General features: G+C 62.9%; 13 protein-coding genes and 1 pseudogene. 6 read left to right on the top strand and 8 right to left on the bottom strand.

All coding sequences use genetic code 11. The features are described from left to right. Window positions 1-389: 389 nt before the first annotated feature. From OKW30_RS01845 to OKW30_RS01830, 4 genes are all read right to left on the bottom strand, one after another. Complete coding sequence (locus OKW30_RS01845; protein ID WP_429345809.1) at window positions 390-1238, bottom strand: phosphatidylinositol-specific phospholipase C; 849 nt, start codon at window positions 1236-1238, stop codon at window positions 390-392. Between the two features lie 102 nt (window positions 1239-1340). Continuing rightward, window positions 1341-2192, bottom strand: coding sequence for a carbohydrate ABC transporter permease (locus OKW30_RS01840; protein WP_184069600.1), 852 nt, complete (start codon window positions 2190-2192; stop codon window positions 1341-1343). Beyond that, a complete protein-coding gene (locus OKW30_RS01835; protein WP_184069602.1) occupies window positions 2192-3061 on the bottom strand; it encodes a carbohydrate ABC transporter permease in 870 nt (289 codons plus the stop codon). The genes OKW30_RS01840 and OKW30_RS01835 overlap by 1 nt, the downstream gene beginning before the upstream one ends. Window positions 3062-3101: 40 nt before the next feature. Further along, window positions 3102-4358 carry an ABC transporter substrate-binding protein gene (locus OKW30_RS01830; protein ID WP_184069604.1) on the bottom strand — a complete coding sequence of 419 codons (1257 nt, stop codon included), beginning with the start codon at window positions 4356-4358 and terminating at the stop codon, window positions 3102-3104. Window positions 4359-4927: 569 nt separating this feature from the next. On the opposite strand from OKW30_RS01830, the gene OKW30_RS01825 reads away from it, so the two are divergent. From OKW30_RS01825 to OKW30_RS01810, 4 genes are all read left to right on the top strand, one after another. Next, the gene (locus OKW30_RS01825) at window positions 4928-6193 is read left to right on the top strand and encodes an ABC transporter substrate-binding protein (RefSeq protein ID WP_187615613.1); all 1266 of its coding nucleotides are present in this window, start codon (window positions 4928-4930) and stop codon (window positions 6191-6193) included. Between the two features lie 91 nt (window positions 6194-6284). Next, window positions 6285-7160, top strand: coding sequence for a branched-chain amino acid ABC transporter permease (locus OKW30_RS01820; RefSeq protein ID WP_184069609.1), 876 nt, complete (start codon window positions 6285-6287; stop codon window positions 7158-7160). 23 nt (window positions 7161-7183) lie between these two features. Continuing rightward, window positions 7184-8110 (top strand): branched-chain amino acid ABC transporter permease, encoded by a 927-nt coding sequence (locus OKW30_RS01815; RefSeq protein ID WP_187613388.1) that lies wholly within the window; start codon window positions 7184-7186, stop codon window positions 8108-8110. Continuing rightward, window positions 8107-9630 (top strand): ATP-binding cassette domain-containing protein, encoded by a 1524-nt coding sequence (locus tag OKW30_RS01810; protein WP_429345808.1) that lies wholly within the window; start codon window positions 8107-8109, stop codon window positions 9628-9630. The genes OKW30_RS01815 and OKW30_RS01810 overlap by 4 nt, the downstream gene beginning before the upstream one ends. Before the next feature lie 34 nt (window positions 9631-9664). On the opposite strand, the gene OKW30_RS01805 is transcribed toward OKW30_RS01810, so the two are convergent. From OKW30_RS01805 to OKW30_RS01795, 3 genes are all read right to left on the bottom strand, one after another. Next, entirely contained in the window at window positions 9665-11212 is a 1548-nt protein-coding gene (locus tag OKW30_RS01805; RefSeq protein WP_429346091.1) for a methyl-accepting chemotaxis protein, read from the bottom strand. Between the two features lie 61 nt (window positions 11213-11273). After that, window positions 11274-12644 carry a dicarboxylate/amino acid:cation symporter gene (locus tag OKW30_RS01800; RefSeq protein WP_184069615.1) on the bottom strand — a complete coding sequence of 457 codons (1371 nt, stop codon included), beginning with the start codon at window positions 12642-12644 and terminating at the stop codon, window positions 11274-11276. Between the two features lie 144 nt (window positions 12645-12788). Next, on the bottom strand, window positions 12789-13955 hold the full coding sequence (locus tag OKW30_RS01795) for a mandelate racemase/muconate lactonizing enzyme family protein (RefSeq protein ID WP_184069617.1): 1167 nt from the start codon (window positions 13953-13955) through the stop codon (window positions 12789-12791). A gap of 179 nt (window positions 13956-14134) precedes the next feature. Between OKW30_RS01795 and OKW30_RS01790 the strand changes: the two genes are divergently transcribed. Both OKW30_RS01790 and OKW30_RS01785 read left to right on the top strand, forming a co-directional pair. Continuing rightward, window positions 14135-15031: a LysR substrate-binding domain-containing protein gene (locus OKW30_RS01790; RefSeq protein WP_409340040.1), complete on the top strand. Its 897-nt coding sequence runs from the start codon at window positions 14135-14137 to the stop codon at window positions 15029-15031. A gap of 16 nt (window positions 15032-15047) precedes the next feature. After that, a pseudogene (locus tag OKW30_RS01785) lies at window positions 15048-15212 on the top strand (chemotaxis protein); the annotation flags it as partial. Window positions 15213-15326: 114 nt separating this feature from the next. On the opposite strand, the gene OKW30_RS01780 reads toward OKW30_RS01785, so the two are convergent. Further along, on the bottom strand, window positions 15327-16172 hold the full coding sequence (locus OKW30_RS01780) for a GNAT family N-acetyltransferase (protein ID WP_429345807.1): 846 nt from the start codon (window positions 16170-16172) through the stop codon (window positions 15327-15329). Between the last annotated feature and the right edge of the window lie 22 nt (window positions 16173-16194).

Below are 16194 nucleotides of genomic sequence, written 5' to 3'. Positions count from 1 at the left end.
TAGCGAATGCGTGTCGGCGGCGGTGAACGGGACCGGGTTTCGAAGGCAATGCAGGCGCACATGAAACACCGTTCGCACGCGAGCGTAAGATGGAAGCGATTGATCGATGAGTTTCAAGGGGGCGCCATGAAGGCGGTGTGCCCGCTGCACGGGCCAACGACCATCGTCGGCACGAACGCGTATGGGTTTCCGATCTATGCGTGTTGCCGCGACGACGTTCCTTATGTCACGCCGCCGGACGCCTGTACGCGTGAACCGGCGCAACGCGGACAAGAATCGAAACCGCCACCGCGGCAGCCTCAGGCAAACAAGGAACCACGCTGACGTTCGCGGGCAACGTCATACCCGCAGCGAAACCTTATCGGCTCCAGTTGCAGTCGATCAACGCATCAACGAGGCGCCAGTCCTGCCAGTCGCAAAAGTCGAGCATCAACGAGGCGCCAGTCCTGCCAGTCGCAAAAGTCGAGCATCATTGTGCCGCCTGGTTCCGGACGAGCCGCGAGTCGCTCCGCAAGTTGCTCGTGAATGCCGCGATGCCGTGTATCGCCACACGCCACGACGACCGGCGCCGCCGCCATCCCCGTGCCGCTGCAAAAGTTGATGACCCACCGCTCGCCGCACAGAGCGGGGGCGAGGTTCAACAGTGAATCGATGGCGCGCCATTTGTAAGCGATCGATGTCGGCACCGGCACGCGAAACTCGTCCTGAATGGTGAATGGCGTCGGCACGACGTCGATCTCGAACGTCGCATTGTCGGGCCAGACTGTCAGGTCGATGCCGAGCGGCTCTTCACTCGCGAAGCGCCGCAGTAGCACGATGCTCCCGCGTACCGCCTCCAGCCGCGGCCGCCCGGAAGCAAGCCGCCAGCGCACCTCCGCATGTCTTTCCACATACCATTCGAAGGTCGCGGCAAACGCGCGGGCGCAGTCGCGCGCGGGCCATTCGTCCTTGACGGACATGACGATACATTCGCCGCGGTGAAGCGCGAGAAACTGAGCGCATGTCCGCACCACATCGTCGAAAGTCAGACCCAGCGAGATGCCGCCGTGATGAATCGCGAAGCGATCATGCTCATGGCGGCAGCGGATGTCGAGGACCCGCACGCCATGGTGCAACTGATCGTCGAGCGTGGCATGCTGCGTGCGCGCGAGCCGGTCATCGACCGTGTAGGCGCAGGTGTCATGGCTGCCCGGCAACGTCAGTGCGGACAGCAAGCGGCTGCCATCGATGGCCGACATCCAGTCAGCCGGTGAAACGGTGTGATCAGTCAGGGCAGGGCGCAAGAGAACCTCTGGATAAGCAAAGCGTCTGCTGCAGCGGCGGCGTGAAGTCGGAGCCCCCTACTTCAACCCGCCCGAAAAGCCCTGCAGCAGATAGCGCTGCACATAGCCCGCGAGCAGAAGCGTCGGCACCGACGAAATCAGCCCCGCGCTCATCAGTTCGCCCCAGTCGATGCCGTTCTCGGTCACATAACCCGCCATGGCGAGCGGCAGCGTGAAATGACTCGGCGACGAGACGAACAACAGCGCCAGCAGAAACTCGTTCCACGCGATGATGAACACGAAGATGGCGGTGGCAACGAGACCTGGCGCGCACAGCGGCACGACGATGAAGACGATGCGCTGCGCGAGGTTCGCGCCGTCGAGCGCCGCGGCCTCCTCGAATTCGATCGGCACGTCGCGCACGAACGGCAGCAACATCCAGATCGCCATCGGCAGGGCGTACAGCTGATAGGCGAGTATCAGCCCAAACAGCGAATCGAGCAGATGGAGCCACTTGGCCAGCGAGAACAGCGGTACGGCCACCGTAATCGGCGGCATCAGCTTCAGTGCCAGCACGAGCAGCAGGAACAGCAGATCGAGGCGCGCGGGAAACGCAAGCCGCGCGAGGGCATAAGCGGCCGGAAAAGCCAGCGCGAGCGCGAGCAACGTGGCGCCTGGCGCGACCCACACGGAGTTCAGCACCGACTGGGCCATGCCGCTTTCCCACACCGCCGCGAAGTGCTCGAACGTGGGTGCCGAAGGCCACAACGCGAGCGGATGGGCGAGGCGTTCCAGCGTCGGCGTGAAGGCCGCGCCAGCCATCCATATGCACGGCAGCAGCAACACCGCCAGCGCAGCGATCCGCAACAGCCCTCGCACCGCGGCAGCGGACGAGCGTCGCGCGAAACCCTGCAAGCGTGCGAGAGGCATCAACGGTCGCGCTTGACGGCCGATTTCCATATGTATCCCGAGACCAGCACCGCGCACGTGAGCAGCATCAGTACCGAAGCCGCGCTGGCGGGTCCTACGTTGAAGAACCGGAAACCCGTGTCGTAGATGTACGTCGACAGCGTTTGCGTGGCATTGCCCGGACCGCCGCCCGTCAATGCGTACACCTTGTCGAACAGCTTGAAGGTGTCGATCGAGCGCAGCAGCATCGCGAGGGCGACGTGGGGTGCAACGAGCGGCAGCGTGATGTATCGCAGGCACTGCCATTCGTTCGCGCCGTCGGTGCGGGCCGCCTCGGCGATTTCCGGCGGAATCGACTGCAGCCCCGCGAGAATGATCAGGAATGCCATCGGCGTCCATTGCCAGACATCGACCAACATCAGCGACCAGAGTGCGAGGTGCGGATCGGATAACCAGGGCACCGCCGGCAGACCTGCCGCCGTGAGCAGCGCATTCAGGAAGCCGCGGTAATTGAGCCAATTGCGCCAGATGGCGGAGCACACGAGCGTGGAGAGCATCATCGGCAGCACGGCGAGCGGCAAGGCGATGCGCCGGCCCGGAAACCCGCGCACGAACAGCAGCGCGAGCGCGAGGCCGAACAGGACTTCAGCGAGCGAGGCCACGCTCATGAACTGGATCGTATTGACGAAACTCGTGCCGAACTCGCCGTCCGCAATGACCGATCGATAGTTGGCGAGCCCGATGAACGAGCGACGCCCCGACGCGTAATTCACCGAGAAAAACGAATCGATCAGCACGCGCGCCATCGGGTAGAGCGCCAGCACGCCGAGCACGAGGGCGGCTGGGCTCATCAGGACGATCAGCGGCAGATAACGTCGCAACCCGCTCATCGACTCTTTCCCACGCTTGTCTGCGCTGTCACCGCCGCTTTCACTGCAATGCGGCGTTGGCCTGGGCGATCTTCTGCGCCGCCTGATGCAAGGCTGCGTCGGGCGCGGCCTGCCCCGTCAGCGCGAGTTGCAACGCGTCGCCGAGAATCGCCTCGATCTGCTGCCAGTCTTTCACGCGAGGCCGCGCACGGCCCGCTTCGAGCGCCTTCAGCTGGTCCGGGTACCAGCGATACTGCTTGACGAGCGTCGGATTGACGAAGACGCTCTTGCGCGTCGGCGGAATGCCGAGCACGGCCAGTTGTGTTTGCGTGGCCGACGAAGTCAGATAGGCGAGGAAATCCGCCGCCACTTTCGCATGTGCCGCATCTTTCGCAATGCCCATTTGCCAGATGCCGAGCATCGGCGCCGGCCCCTTGACCTGACCGGGCGGCGGTTGCAGCGCGACCTGGCCGACGACGCGCGACTTCGCCGGATCGTCGAGCGCGGGCAGCCAGGCGGGCCACACTTCGATGGCCTGCGCGGCCGTGCCGCCTTGCAGGGCGTCTCGCACTTCACCGGCGCCATATACGTCGACGTCCTTCGGCGCCCACTTCTTCAGGGCGAGCAGCATCTTCAGCGCGGCCAGCGCTTCGGGCGAATCGATCGTAACCTTGCCGTTGGTGTCGACGACCTCTCCGCCATAGGCCCAAAGGATCGGCAGAAAACCGGTGACGACGGGGTTACCCTTCACGCCGCGAAACACGACAGCCGAGACGTCCTTGTCGGCAGTGCCGATGGTCTGCGCGATCTTCAGCACGTCGTCCCAACTGCGCGGCGGCTGCAGGCCGCGACTCGCGAGCAGATCCTTGCGATAAGCGAACATCTCGACATTGCCGACGATCGGCATCGCGTACAAGGTTCCCGTCGACGTGCGTCCGAGGGAGATCGTGGACGTCACCATGTCGGCATCCGCGAGCGTGGCGGGCAGCGGCTGAAGCCATCCGTTGGCGATGAATTCGGGGGACCAGGTGTCGTCCATCATCACGAGGTCATAGGCGCGCGTGTTTTCGCGTAATGACAGCTTCAGTTTCTGATACAGGTCGTTGTTCGGCAGCTTCAGCAACTCGATATCGACGCCCGGGTGCTGTTTCTTGTAGCCGTCCACCGCCTGCGCGAGTCCGCGGCCGTAGATGTCGTCCCGGCCTGCGATCACGAGATCCGCGGCATGGGCACCAAGGGCGGCGACGGACAGGCAAGCCGCGACGCAAGCCGCGCGCAGGCAGGCGAACAGGGTCGTCCGCTGGATCATTGAAGCCATGGCTCTTGAATTCCTCCAGGGGAAAGGCGTATGCGTACGATGAGTCCAGAGCAACCCACCCCGCTTTTTTTTGATCGCGCGCAGCGTTGCGAAAAATAGATGCCAGATGCGGCAGCGGGAATTGCAGCAACCTATCATGACGTACATGTGTCAGCGAGCAGGGTTGCCGGGTAGTGTTCGGACCCGCACGCAGGCACACTTGCCGCGTGGTCCGTTTCCGCGCCGCGACCGCCCTCAGCTGATCATGGCGCGGGTTGGTCCATTGAACCGCCGCACCAACCCCGCAAAGCGATGCGGCCACAATGCTTCGGATGACGAATGAGCGAGAGGATGAAGGCCGCTAATCTCGCGGTCCATAGCCATCGCTCTCACGATGGACAAACCGCGTCCGGCGGCGCGGGCGGCAAAATTTTTTCCGCTCTGCACCATGAAATCCGTAGGGACCCGGTCATCGTTTGTACCGATTGAGCGCTGCGAGGCCCGTGAATATTGTTGTGTGCGCATTCTTCGAATGCTGCGATGTGGCGGGCAAGTGTTGCTCAACGATCCTTTCGAATCGGAGATGCATGATGTCCAGGAACAATGTGTGGCGAAACCTTCATTGCGTCGTCGCGACGGGGATGGCAGCGGCGGGGCTAGGTCTGGCGGCAGGCGCCCATGCGGCGGCAGAGCCGATCAAGATCGGCGTGATCAGCGAAGAATCCTCGGTGGCGGGCGCTTCGATCAGCAAGGCGGCGCAACTCGCCGCGGACCAGATCAACGCCAGCGGTGGCGTCGATGGCCGGCCCATCCAGATCGTCGCGTACGACGACCATTCATCGGCTTCGGACGGCGTGCGCGCCTTCCAGCGCGCGGCGACTCAGGACAAGGTAGTCGCTGTGATCGGCAGCTACATCAGCGAAGTGGCGCTCGCGATGGAGCCGTGGTCGGCACGCCTGAAGATGCCCTTCATCACTCCCGGCGCGGCTAGCAACGACATTTCGAAGCACGTTCACGACGACTACGACCACTACAAGTACACGTTCCACGGCTGGATGACGTCGGCGTTCATCGCACAGTCCATCTGCGACTTCTCACACGACGTTCTGGTCGGCCAGTTCAAGATGAAAACGACGGTCGTCATGAGCGAGGACGCGGCGTGGACCAAGCCGCTCGACGAACGCTACCTCGAATGCCTGCCCAAAGCGGGACTTCAGGTGCTCGATCACATCCGCTTCAATCCTGACACTTCCGATTTCACGCCGATCTTCAACCAGATCGAGGCGAAGCACCCCGACACGATCACCACCGGCATCAGCCACGTTGGCGTGCAGCCGACCGTGCAATGGCACGACCAGCAGGTGCCGATCCCGATGTCGGGCCAAAGCTCGCAGGCCACGACCACGAGCTTCTGGAAGGACACGAACGGCGCGACGGAAGGCGTGATCACGGCCTCGGCCGCGGCGCCGGGCGTGGCGATCACGCCGAAAACGGTACCATTTACGGATGAGTATCAGAAGAAGTTCGGCGTTTCTCCGGCGTATTGCGGCTTCACGAGCTACGACCTCGTCTACATCCTCGCGGACGCGATCAAGCGCAACAAGGGCTCGACCGATCCGGACCAGATGGTCGACGCACTCGAGAAAACCGACTATGTGGGGACGATCGGACGCTGGCAGTTCTACGGCAAGAGCGATCAGTTCACGCACGCGCTGAAGTACGGGCCCGGCTATATCACGGGCATCGACCTGCAATGGCAAAACGGCAAGCAGGTTGCGATCTGGCCCAAGTCGATTGCCAACGGCGTGGTCAAATTCCCGACCTTCATGAAGGTGCAGCAGGCAAGCGCGAACTAGCAGCGCGAAGATCGCGACTGTCCGGATCCGCACATAGCGAAGGCCCGGACAGCGCACGCATCGACACCTTAACCAACATGAAAGGCCGGGCATGTTGCTACTGCAGATTCTCGTCGACGGCTTTGCAATCAGTTCCCTCTACGCGCTGGGCGCGATCGGTTTCACGTTGATCTTCGGCGTCTCCGGCATCTTGAATCTCGCGCACGGCGGCGTGATGCTGGTCGCGGCGCTGATGGGCTGGATGCTCGCGGGCGAGGCGGGACTTGGCACCTATCTCGGCACGCTGCTCGGCGTGTTGGCGGGTCTCGTGACGGCCTTCGTCACCTACCTGATGGTGGTGCGGCCCATTCAACGCTCGGCCGCGATTCCCGGCGAAGAGAAGGAAATCTTCGTGCTCACCGGCACGCTGCTGTGGGGCATCATGATCCAGCAGGGCATGGCGTGGCTCTTCACCGACAACCCGGTGACGATGCGCCCGCTGATCAGCGGTGTGGCGATGGTCGGCAGCGTGCGCGTGCCGTTCAACGAAATCATGATCGCGGTGGTCTGCTGGGTCGTGATCGCCATGTTGTGGCTGTTCGTGAACCGCACGCGCGCAGGCAAGGCGCTGCTCGCGGCTTCGATGAACCCTCGTGGTCTCACGCTGCTCGGTTTCGAACTCTCCCGAATCTATCTTCTCGCGTGGAGCATCTATGGGGTGCTGGCCGGTATCGCGGGCGTGCTGCTCGCTTCGTTCCTCGGCGTGAGCACCAACAATGCAGGGCAGCTCACGGCCGGCGCATTCTCCATTGTGGTGCTGGGCGGGCTCGGCAGCGTGTCCGGTTCGCTGATGGCCGCGTATGTCGTCGGTTATCTGGAAACCGTTACGGCCTATCTGATCGCGCCGACCCTGCGGCCGCTGCCCGCGTTGCTGCTGCTGGTGCTCGTGGTGTATGTAAGACCCCAGGGCTTCCTGGGACGCCGCTAACAGTGCGAATGGAGCGTACCCCCATGTCCGTTCTTCTCCGTTCGCGTGGCGCATGGATCGCCGTTGCGCTCGTCGCGATGGCGGCGACGTTGCCGTGGTGGCTTTCGGGCTACATCCTCGGCGTGCTCACGGTTGCGTATTACTTCGGCGTGTTCGCCATGTCGTGGGACCTGTTGTTCGGCTTTGCCGGCGAGGTCAACTTCGGGCCGACGTTCCTGATCGGACTCGGCGCCTATTCGGCCGCGATCCTCGACGCCAGATGGGGTCTGCCCATACCCGTTTGCGTGCTCGCTGGCGGCGGCGTCGCGCTGGTGGGCGGCCTGCTGCTGGCGGTGCCCGCGCTGCGGTTGCGCGGTCCTTACTTCGGGCTGGTTACGCTCGTGGCCGTGCTGCTGCTGCAGAACGCCATCGTGATCTTTGCGGGCATAACTGGCGGCGAGATCGGCATGATGGTGCCGGACGTGATGTCGGTCGATGCGAACCATAACTACTGGATCGCGCTCGCATTCCTGATCGTTTGCGCCGTCCTGCTGTTCGGCCTGTCGCGTTCGGCAGTCGGTCTGATCCTGCAGGCAAGCGGCCAGGACGCGACCGGCGCGCAGGCGCTGGGTTTCAATGTCACGCGACACAAGCTCGTGGCCTTTTGCATCAGCGCCGTTTTCTCCGGCGTGGCCGGCGCGATGCTGGTGTTCTACCAGGGCACGGCCTCCGTGAGCACGGTGGTGGATCTCAGCGTGGGAGTACAGATCATCATCGCGGCCGTGCTCGGCGGACGCCGCACGATACTCGGCGCGGTGCTCGGCTCGATCTTCCTGATCGTCGCCGGCGAGTTTCTGCGCCCGCTCGGCCAGCTCAACACATTCGTCGTCGCAGCGGTCGCGCTCGCGGCGCTGCTGTTCTTTCCAGACGGTCTGCTCGGCAATCTGCTGCGTGCGAGGGAGCGCCAATGAACGACACGCCGCTGCTCTCCGTACGCGGACTGACCAAGCGCTTCGGCGGTCTCGTCGCAGTCAAGGATATCGGCTTCGACATCCGGCCCGGCGAGATCCTTGGCCTGATCGGACCAAACGGCTCGGGCAAGTCCACCGTCATGAAGCTGATCATGGGCATCGAGCGGCCCAACGCGGGGTCGGTCAAGGTGAATGGCGTGGAGATGGCCGGATGGGCGCCGCACCGGATCGCGCGCGCGGGCGTGGGCATCGTGTTTCAGCATTCGCGGCCGCTCCATCGGCAGACGGTGCTGGAACACATCAAGCTCGCGCTGCTTCCTGATTCGCTCGTCAAGCTGGCCGCCGAACCGCACGTGCACCAGCGCGCGCAGGAAATTGCCTCGCGTGTGGGCCTTGCCGCCGTCATGCATCGGCATCCCGCGACACTGCCATTTGCGGATCTGCGCCGCATGGAGATGGCCAAAGCGATTGCGCGCGACCCGCAGGTCGTGCTGGTGGACGAGCCGTTCGCGGGACTGACGGTGGCGGAATCGGAGGCGTTTTCCGAGCTGATTCGCGGCTTTCGCGCCGAAGGCCGCGCGGTGCTGCTGGTCGATCACAACGTCAAAAGTCTGTCCGCGCTCGCCGACCGCGTGCTCGCGATGTACCTTGGCGAGCATGTCGCCGAGGGCACCGCCGGACAAGTGATGCAGAACGAGACAGTGCGCCGGGTCTATCTGGGCGGCAAGCTGGAGTTGCGCCAGCGCACCGGAGCCGCGGGCATTGCCAGGCCCACGATCCTCGAGGTGACCGGTGTGCGTGTGCTTTACGACAAGGCGTGCGCACTCGACGACGTCAGTCTGCAGGTGCGCGAGGGCGAGTTCGTATCGGTTGTCGGTCTGAACGGCGCGGGCAAGACGACGCTTTTCAACGCGCTCTCGGGCCTCGTGCCGTACAAGGGGACGATTCGCTTCGACGGGCGCGATCTGCGCGGCAGCAGCGGAGCCGCGATCTCGCGCGCCGGCCTCGTGCAATGCCCGGAAACGCGCGAGCTATTCGGCGACATGACGGTACGCGAGAATCTCGAACTCGGCGGATATCATCTCGCCGATACGGTGCGCGCCGAACAGCTGTCGTGGCTGTTCGATCTCTTTCCGATCCTCAAATCGCGCCAGGGCCAAACCGCGCGCACGCTTTCCGGCGGCGAGCAGCAAATGCTCGCGATCGCGCGCGCGCTGATGACCCGGCCGAAGCTGCTGATTCTCGACGAACCGACATTGGGGCTCGCGCCCGTGATTCTCGAGCAATTGTCGAAAGCGCTGGATTCGCTGCAAAAGTCCACGCCCATTACCGTACTGCTGGGCGAGCAGAACGTCAGGTTTGCGCTGCCGCAGGCGGACCGTGTCTACGTGCTCGAACATGCACGCATCATCTGGGAGGGCAGCGCTTCGCGCTTCGAGGCTGAGATGGGGCGCGGCTTTCTCGAGGCGGTGGCTACCGGTGAGCCCGACGCCACGACCTCCGGCGACGCGCGCAGCTAAGGCCAGCAGCGGCAGGCGAGCCCGTAGCGCGGCATCAGGACAGGGACGCAAAGCGAAATCGACCCGCCGCCTTCGTCAACAGACCGGTCTGCTCGGTCAGCGACGCGGCCGCGGCGGCTGCCTGCTCGACCAGCGCGGCATTTTGCTGCGACATCTGGTCCATCTGCGTAATCGCCCGATTGACTTCCTCGATGCCATCGCTCTGTTCGGCCGAGGCCGTCGCGATGTCGCTCATGATCGACGTGACGCGGCTGACGGCCGTCTGTACTTCGCCCATGGTCTCACCGGCCCGACCGACCAGGCGCGAACCGTCCGCGACGCGGGCTGTCGAGGCGTCGATGAGCTCCTTGATTTCCTTCGCCGCTGTCGCTGAGCGCTGGGCGAGATTGCGCACCTCGCCAGCGACGACGGCAAAGCCACGTCCTTCCTCTCCGGCGCGAGCAGCCTCGACAGCCGCATTCAACGCAAGGATGTTGGTTTGAAAGGCGATGCCTTCGATCACGCCAATGATCTCGCCCATCCTCTTCGCACCGTCGTGAATGTCGCTCATCGCGGCGATGACCTGACGCACCACGTCCGCACCCGCACCGGCCGTCGTCTTCGTCGCGTCGGCCAGCTCGCGCGCTTCACGCGCGTGCGCGGCGTTCTCCGTGACGGCATTGGTGAGTTGCTCCATGCTCGCCGCCGTTTCCTCGATGGACGCCGCCTGCGTCTCGGTGCGCGCCGACAGGTCCGCGTTGCCGGCCGAGATCTGCTGGGTCGCGGATGCGATCGACTCGCTGCCGCGCGCGATCTGTTCGATCATCGTGCCGATGTCCTTCTGCATCTGCCCGACGCTTCTGACGAGGCGACCCATTTCGTCATCACTGTCGAAGCGCAATTGCTGCGACATGTCACCCTGAGCGAGTCGCTCGACATGGCGCACCGTCATATCGATCGGGCGCGCGATTGCGCGAAGCAGCGTGAAACCGCAGGTGACGCAGGTCAGAAGACCGACGGCGATAGCGATTCCGGTAATTGTCACGAGGGTGTCATACCGGTCCTGTGCCGTCTTGTAACGCACATTGCCCTGCTCGTTGCGAAACTTGTCCAGAGCCGCGGTTTTCTGCGTGAGAGCCGCCGACAGCGGTGGCATCACGACCATCGCATCGTGGTCGGCGGCTTCATGGTCGCCACGGCTCATCGCGTCCATCATCGGCTCGAGTCCGCCATGCAGCATCGCTTCACGGGCGTCGGCCACGGCCTTCGACAAGGCCGCCTCGGCCTCGGAAACGGGCAGTGCGCGGTACTCTTTCCAGGCCTTGTCGGAGACCGCAAGATAGTTGCGCGCCTTATCGATGAGCGCGGCTCTGTCCGCTGCTTCCGGGTGCAGCAGCACGCGGTCGAGCGTGGTACGCACTACCGTCAGGTTCAGGTTGGACCTGCCGAGCGCGGTAGCGGCAGCCACGTCGTTCGTGTACGCCTGCGCAACGGCATGGTTTGAACCACGCATGCCGGCGATCCCCAGCACGCCGTTCACCGTCAGCAGGATCCCGAGCAAGGTGAGTGTGGCGAGAAGACGGAACTTGATGGTCAGTTTCATGCTGAACTCGGTGGAGTGAGATATCTCTGCATTAACGGCACCCACCCGGAAAAGTTCAGTTCTAGCGATGATTCGGCGAGCCGTCGAGAACCGCGGCGGCTTCGGTCGTCGGTGCCGGCGGGATCGCCGGTTGCGCGGCAGGACCAGGTGTGTGGAAGTGAGGCGTATGGTCGCGATCCAGCACCGCGCGCGCCAGCTTCCTGTCGAGTTGCCCCTCCCAGCGAGCGACGACGACGGTGGCAACGCCATTGCCGATCAGGTTCGTGACTGCGCGCGCCTCGTTGAGAAAGCGGTCCACGCCGAGCAGCAGCACGAGGCCTTCCACGGGAATCTTGTGCATCGAGGCGAGCGTCGCGGCCAGTGCGACGAATCCCGCCCCGGCCACACCCGCAGAGCCCTTCGACGTGAGCAGCAGTACGCCGAGCACGAGCAACTGGTCCCAGATGCTCAGGTGGACGTTCATCGCCTGGGCGATGAACAAGGCCGCCATCGTCAGATAAATCGCCGTTCCATCGGCATTGAACGTGTAGCCGGTAGGCAAGACCATGCCGACCACTGGGCGAGGGCAGCCCAGCGCTTCCATCTTGATCAGCATTTGCGGCAACACCGCTTCCGTCGACGCCGTGCCGAGCGTAATCAGAATCTCGTCCCTGATGTAGCGGAGAAACTTCCACAGCGATAGCCCGCACATTTTCATGACGAGGCCGAGCACGACGAACACGAAGAAGAACGAAGTCAGATACAGACAAAGCATCAACTCGCCGAACGATGCCAGGGTGCCGATGCCGTATTTGCCGATGGTGAAGGCCATGCCCCCGAACGCGCCGATCGGAGCAACGTACATGACGATTCGCACGACGCCGAACATTCCTTGAAGGAACATGTCGAGCATGTCGACGAATGGCGCGGCACGAGGGCCGAGCTTTGCCAGCGAGATGGCGAGCAGGACTGAAAAGAAAATGATGGGAAGCATCTCGCCTTTGGCGAATGCCCCGACGATGCTATTCGGAACGATGCTCATGAAGAAGTCGAGCATGCCGTGTTGCTGCGCCGCGTGCGTGTAGGTCGAAATCGCAGCGGCATCGATCTGCGAGGGATCGATGTTCATTCCGCTGCCGGGTTTGATGACATTGACGACCACCATTCCCGCTATGAGCGCAATGGTCGACGCCAGTTCAAAATACAGGAGGGCTTTCACGCCAACCCGGCCCGCTTGATGAAGGTCGTTCATGCGCGCAATCCCGACCACGACCGATGCAAAGATGATCGGTGCAAGCAGCATCCGGATCAGCTTGATGAACAGGTCGCCCAGCGGTTTCATCTGCGAGGCGAGCTCGGGGTAGAAGTGGCCGAGCAGGACACCGGCCACGATCCCGATGAGGACCTGAACGTACAGCTTGGAAAGTGCTCTTCTTACTTTCGATACTGGCATGTCTGTCTCCTGTGCACGGCGTCTTCAAAGGGAAAATGCGGCCCTCCCACGCAGCAGCGTGGAAAGGCCGCATTGAGCCGGCTTCGTTCCGTCTTTATATGAGCCATTCAACCGGGAATACTGGTCGGTGCCGTTGCGCGCGCGTCATTCAGCCAACTTGCGCATCTCGGCGATGAGGTCGGATTTGCCTTCGAAGCCGATGCCGGGCAGCTCCGGCATCGTGATATATCCGTTCTCGACGCGAACGCCGTCGGGGAAGCCGCCGTATGGCTGGAACAGGTCCGGGTACGATTCGTTGCCGCCAAGTCCGAGGCCCGCCGCGATGTTCAGCGACATCTGGTGCCCGCCGTGGGGAATACAACGGCTGCGCGACCAGCCATGCTGATGCAGCATGTCGAGCGTTCGCAGATATTCAACGAGGCCGTAGCTCAACGCGCAATCGAATTGCAGCCAGTCGCGATCGGGGCGCATGCCGCCGTAGCGGATCAGGTTGCGAGCATCCTGCATCGAGAACAGGTTTTCGCCAGTTGCCATCGGCTTGTCATAGTAGTTGCGCAGCGTCGCCTGCAACTCGAAGTCGAGCGGGTCGCCCGCCTCTTCGTACCAGAACAGGTCGTACTGCGACAGGGCCTTCGCATACCTGATCGCCGTATCGAGGTCGAAGCGGCCATTGGCATCGACCGCGAGCTTCTGGCCGTCCTGCAGCACGCTGAGGATCGAGTCGATGCGTCGCAGGTCTTCGTCGAGCGAGGCACCGCCGATTTTCTTCTTCACGACCGTGTAGCCCCGGTCGATGTAGCTGCGCATCTCATCCTTGAGCTTTTCGTGGTCCTGGCCCGGATAGTAGTAGCCGCCCGCCGCGTAGACGAAGATCTTGCGGTTGGCCTGGCCATTGCCGTACCGTTGCGCGAGGAGCTGAAACAGCGGTTTGCCCGCGATTTTCGCCACCGCGTCCCAGACGGCCATGTCGATCGTGCCGATGGCGACGGACCGCTCACCGTGGCCACCGGGCTTCTCGTTGATGAACATCGTCGCCCAGATCTTGTGGGGATCGAGATTGTCGCCGGAGTCGTCGACCAGCGAGGCAGGGGCGGCCTCGAGCAGGCGCGGGATGAAGCGCTCGCGCATCAGCTTGCCCTGGCCGTAACGGCCGTTCGAGTTGAAGCCGTAGCCGATCACCGGCTTGCCGTCGCGAATGACGTCCGTGACGACCGCGACGAGACTCGAGGTCATTTTGCTGAAGTCGATGTAGGCGTTCCGGATCGGGGAACTGATCGGAACGGTTTTTTCGCGGATTTCAACGATTCTCACGCCACTGTCTCCAGAGATTTGAACAGTTATTGAGCCACACCGGCTTCAATGTGTTGCATAGCTTAGCCGCGAAAGAGCTTGCTAGAATTCACTTACGTTCATTACATATTTCACCAAAAGTGAGTACTGCTCCCGCATCCGACTTTGAGTTCTTCATTCTCCTGGCGAATCTCAGGAGCATGTCCGGCGCCGCCCGGGCGCTCGATCTGAGTCCGCCAGCGGCGACCAAGCGGCTGGGGATCATCGAGCAGCGGCTCGGCGCGCGTCTGGTCAACCGGACCACGCGCAGCGTCAGCCTGACACCCGAGGGCGAGACCTATCTGCGCTACGCGTCCCAGATCGTCGGGCAGGTCCGCGAGATGGAGGAGGCCATATCCGGCGCCAGACGCGATCCGCATGGGCCGTTGCGCATCAACGCGACGCTCGGTTTTGGCAGGACGACCATCGCGCCGCTCGTCTCCGACTTTGCAAAGCGTTTTCCGAATGTCGAAGTTCAGTTCGAGGTGACAGACCGGCCGGTCGATCTCGTCGAAGGGGCCTTCGACATGGCGATACGGTTCGGCGAGCTACCCGACAGTCGCCTGAGCGCGAGGCGCATCATGAGCAATCGCCGCTTTCTTTGCGCGTCCCCGAAATATCTGGAACGTTCTGGAACGCCCGAGCGGGTGGAGGACCTGCACCAGCATCGCTGCATCATTCATCGGCAGAACGATGACGCTTATGGCGTGTGGCGCTACATCGTGAACGACCACATCGAGGCGATCAAGGTGAAAGGCGCGCTATCGAGCAATGACGGCGACATTGTCCTTCGGTGGGCGCTCGACGGTCATGGGATTCTGATTCGCTCTGAATGGGATCTGGCCAAGTATGTACAGAGCGGGCGCCTTAAGCTGGTGCTGCCGAATACCGTGCTGCCGTCCGCGGACCTGTTCGTCTATTACCCCAGGCAGCGCAATCAGACCGCGCGGGCGCGCGCCTTCATCGACTTCCTCGTCGATCATTTTCACGCACCGTTCACACCGGTCGACGCCACCGTCGAAGTTCCGGAAAGGAAGAAGAGGGTCTCGCGAAAGTGACGTTCATGTCGCGAGGACAGCGCTCGTGAAAAACCGCCGCAAGAATGGTGACCATTACCGGGTATGCGCGACCGTCACACCGGTGATTGAAGGCGGCAAGACCGTCGGCTATCTGAGCGTTCGTACCAAGCCTTCGCGAGACGAAGTGAAGCTTGCCGAGTCGACCTACGCACAGATGCGTGAGTCGTCGCTTACGGTCGCTCGATAATCGTTCCCTTTCGGGGCGGACCGCCCGGATCGTAGTGGAGGTCTAGCGCATCACCGCCGGTTTTTGCCAGCGGCTCGATCTTTGCAGTCAACCTAGTTCGAACGAACTCACCCCGAACACGCGTTGCACGGGAATGGCCGGCGGGGTGCGAGTGTACATTCGCGCCGTTTCGAACGCGCTAACCATGCCGTAGCGTTCAGCGAGCGCTATGGCGGCCGAGTTGACCTCCGGGACGTCGAACGCGATGACTTCGCCTGCGACGCTCGCGACCAGTCCGTCGAACAGATCGTTGGCGATCCGTGCGTCGTCGGCAAAGAGCGGACCGATCTTGTAGCCGGTCCCGCAACGGCGCAGCACGCCGTACCCCCTTATCTGAGCGTTGCGCACATCCGCCAGGGCCAGCGCCTGTGGTTGCGCGATCCAGTCCGCCAGGAAGCGGGGACGGGCGGTCGAAAAACACGCGCTGTCGTAGGCAACCAGTTGCGCGAAGGGTACCTCCCGCGCGTTCGTCAGGCTTGGCGTCGACGCCGCTTGCACGACGCCCTGGAAGCGGATGTTGCGATAGGCGAGCTGGAAGCCGGATTTTTGATAGTTCTGCTGCTGGGCAACGACACCATCGAGGCCGATCGTACGATCTCCCAGATAGCGCATCGCGTGCTGCCAGGTGCGCAGACCGAAACCCCTGGCGCGAAACGCCGGCTTGACGATGTAAAGGCCGATGAAACCGAAGCGCTCATCGTAGGCGACTGCCGAGATACATGCCACCGGCTCCCCACGCCAGGTACCGACGAAAAAGCCATTGGGGTCTGCATTCCAGAAGCACCTCGCGTCGTCGAGGCCCGGATTCCACCCCTCTGCCGCAGCCCATTCGACCGCCAGATCGACCTCGCGGAACGCCATGTTGCGCACAAGGAAATCGTCACGATCATCCATGATCAAATGCATCAACGTGATT

Origin of the sequence: Paraburkholderia sp. Clong3 (assembly GCF_050436485.1) — a bacterium.
Classification (GTDB): Bacteria; Pseudomonadota; Gammaproteobacteria; order Burkholderiales; family Burkholderiaceae; genus Paraburkholderia; species Paraburkholderia tuberum.
This window is presented reverse-complemented; position numbering and strand designations above follow the sequence as displayed.

Bases quoted from the DNA above. Each gene is read 5' to 3' on its own strand.
- OKW30_RS01845 (WP_429345809.1), bottom strand. From the start codon at position 1,238: ATGTCGGCCATCGATGGCAGCCGCTTGCTGTCCGCACTGACGTTGCCG.
- OKW30_RS01840 (WP_184069600.1), bottom strand. From the start codon at position 2,192: ATGCCTCTCGCACGCTTGCAGGGTTTCGCGCGACGCTCGTCCGCTGCC.
- OKW30_RS01835 (WP_184069602.1), bottom strand. From the start codon at position 3,061: ATGAGCGGGTTGCGACGTTATCTGCCGCTGATCGTCCTGATGAGCCCA.
- OKW30_RS01830 (WP_184069604.1), bottom strand. From the start codon at position 4,358: ATGGCTTCAATGATCCAGCGGACGACCCTGTTCGCCTGCCTGCGCGCG.
- OKW30_RS01825 (WP_187615613.1), top strand. From the start codon at position 4,928: ATGTCCAGGAACAATGTGTGGCGAAACCTTCATTGCGTCGTCGCGACG.
- OKW30_RS01820 (WP_184069609.1), top strand. From the start codon at position 6,285: ATGTTGCTACTGCAGATTCTCGTCGACGGCTTTGCAATCAGTTCCCTC.
- OKW30_RS01815 (WP_187613388.1), top strand. From the start codon at position 7,184: ATGTCCGTTCTTCTCCGTTCGCGTGGCGCATGGATCGCCGTTGCGCTC.
- OKW30_RS01810 (WP_429345808.1), top strand. From the start codon at position 8,107: ATGAACGACACGCCGCTGCTCTCCGTACGCGGACTGACCAAGCGCTTC.
- OKW30_RS01805 (WP_429346091.1), bottom strand. From the start codon at position 11,212: ATGAAACTGACCATCAAGTTCCGTCTTCTCGCCACACTCACCTTGCTC.
- OKW30_RS01800 (WP_184069615.1), bottom strand. From the start codon at position 12,644: ATGCCAGTATCGAAAGTAAGAAGAGCACTTTCCAAGCTGTACGTTCAG.
- OKW30_RS01790 (WP_409340040.1), top strand. From the start codon at position 14,135: ATGTCCGGCGCCGCCCGGGCGCTCGATCTGAGTCCGCCAGCGGCGACC.
- OKW30_RS01780 (WP_429345807.1), bottom strand. From the start codon at position 16,172: ATGGATGATCGTGACGATTTCCTTGTGCGCAACATGGCGTTCCGCGAG.